The organism is Aminobacter sp. P4_H6_2, from assembly GCF_056400805.1.
Genome location: NZ_JBFUKO010000869.1, coordinates 1 through 1,762 on the forward strand (window position 1 = coordinate 1; position 1,762 = coordinate 1,762).

At 61.0% G+C, this 1,762-nt stretch carries 2 protein-coding genes; both read left to right on the forward strand.

Annotated elements, in window-relative coordinates:
- On the forward strand, window positions 1–849 hold an 849-nt coding region (locus AC1DUU_RS31135; protein WP_476787165.1), incomplete at its 5' end, for a carbohydrate ABC transporter permease.
- A 115-nt stretch (window positions 850–964) separates the two neighbouring features.
- On the forward strand, window positions 965–1,762 hold a 798-nt coding region (locus AC1DUU_RS31140; RefSeq protein ID WP_476787166.1), incomplete at its 3' end, for a carbohydrate ABC transporter permease.

Sequence of the window (1,762 nt, forward strand, 5' to 3'; positions counted from 1 at the left end):
AACAAGGCCTGGTTCATGGTGCTGCCGGTGCTCGTGCTGGTGGCTTTTTCAGCGGTCATCCCGCTGATGACTGTGGTCAATTATTCGGTGCAGGATACGTTCGGCGGCAACCAGTTTTTCTGGGCCGGCACCGAGTGGTTCGAAGAGATGTTGCACTCCGACCGCTTCTGGGCGGCGATGGGGCGCAACCTGGTCTTCTCGGCGATCATCCTGGCGATCCAGATCCCGCTCGGCATCTTCATCGCGCTCAACATGCCACGAAAAGGCTGGGGGGTGCCGGTCTGCCTGGTGCTGATGGCACTGCCTCTGCTCATTCCGTGGAATGTCGTCGGCACCATCTGGCAGGTGTTCGGGCGCATCGACATCGGCCTGCTCGGCTACACGCTGCACGCGCTCGGCTTCGACTACAACTACGTCAACGACCCGTTCGACGCCTGGGTGACGGTCATCATCATGGATGTCTGGCACTGGACCAGCCTGGTCGTTCTGCTCTGTTATGCCGGTCTGGTGTCGATCCCCGACGCCTTCTACCAGGCGGCCAAGATCGACGGCGCATCGCGCTGGGCGGTGTTCCGCCACATCCAGCTGCCMAAGATGCAGCGCGTGCTTTTGATCGCCGTGCTGCTGCGCTTCATGGACTCCTTCATGATCTACACCGAGCCCTTCGTCGTCACTGGCGGCGGCCCCGGCAATTCGACGACCTTCCTGTCGATCGACCTCGTCAAGATGGCGGTCGGCCAGTTCGACCTCGGACCGGCTGCGGCGATGTCGATCATCTACTTCCTGATCGTGCTTTTGCTGTCATGGGTCTTCTACACCGTGATGACAAATTACGACGTGGAGAAGTGAGATGGGGGGCACAAGGGAAGCTGTCGTAAACGCCGACAAGGACAAGCTGATGCGCAGTGCGCCAGTGACGGCGGGCGCTGTCCACGGCACCCCGGACACAGCACTCGCCCGGCGAATGCGGCGGCGCGGCGAGGAATCGCGCTTCTGGTGGGTGGTGCCGACGATCTACATCGTCTTTTTGATGCTGCCGATCTACTGGCTGATCAATATGAGCTTCAAGTCGAACCAGGAAATCCTCGGGGCCTTCTCGCTGTGGCCGCAGAACCCGACGCTGCGCAACTACGGCGTGATCTTCACCGATCCGTCCTGGTACAAGGGCTACATCAATTCGATCATCTATGTGGTCATGAATACGGCGATCTCGATCTCCGTGGCCCTGCCTGCGGCCTACGCCTTCTCGCGCTACCGGTTCCTGGGCGACAAGCACCTGTTCTTCTGGCTTTTGACCAATCGCATGGCGCCGCCGGCGGTGTTCGCCCTGCCCTTTTTCCAGCTCTATTCCGCCTTCGGCCTGATCGACACCCACATTGCCGTAGCACTCGCCCACTGCCTGTTCAACGTGCCGCTGGCGGTGTGGATCCTCGAAGGCTTCATGTCGGGCGTGCCGAAAGAGATCGACGAGACCGCCTATATCGACGGCTATTCGTTCCCGCGCTTCTTCATCAAGATCTTCGTGCCGCTGATCGCGAGCGGCATCGGGGTCGCGGCCTTCTTCTGCTTCATGTTCTCATGGGTCGAGCTGTTGATCGCCCGCACGCTGACCACCACCGACGCCAAGCCGATCGCCGCCATCATGACGCGTACCGTCTCGGCCTCGGGCATGGATTGGGGCGTGCTTGCCGCCGCAGGCGTCTTGACCATCATCCCAGGTGCCCTCGTCATCTGGTTCGTCCGCAACTACATCGCCAAGGGC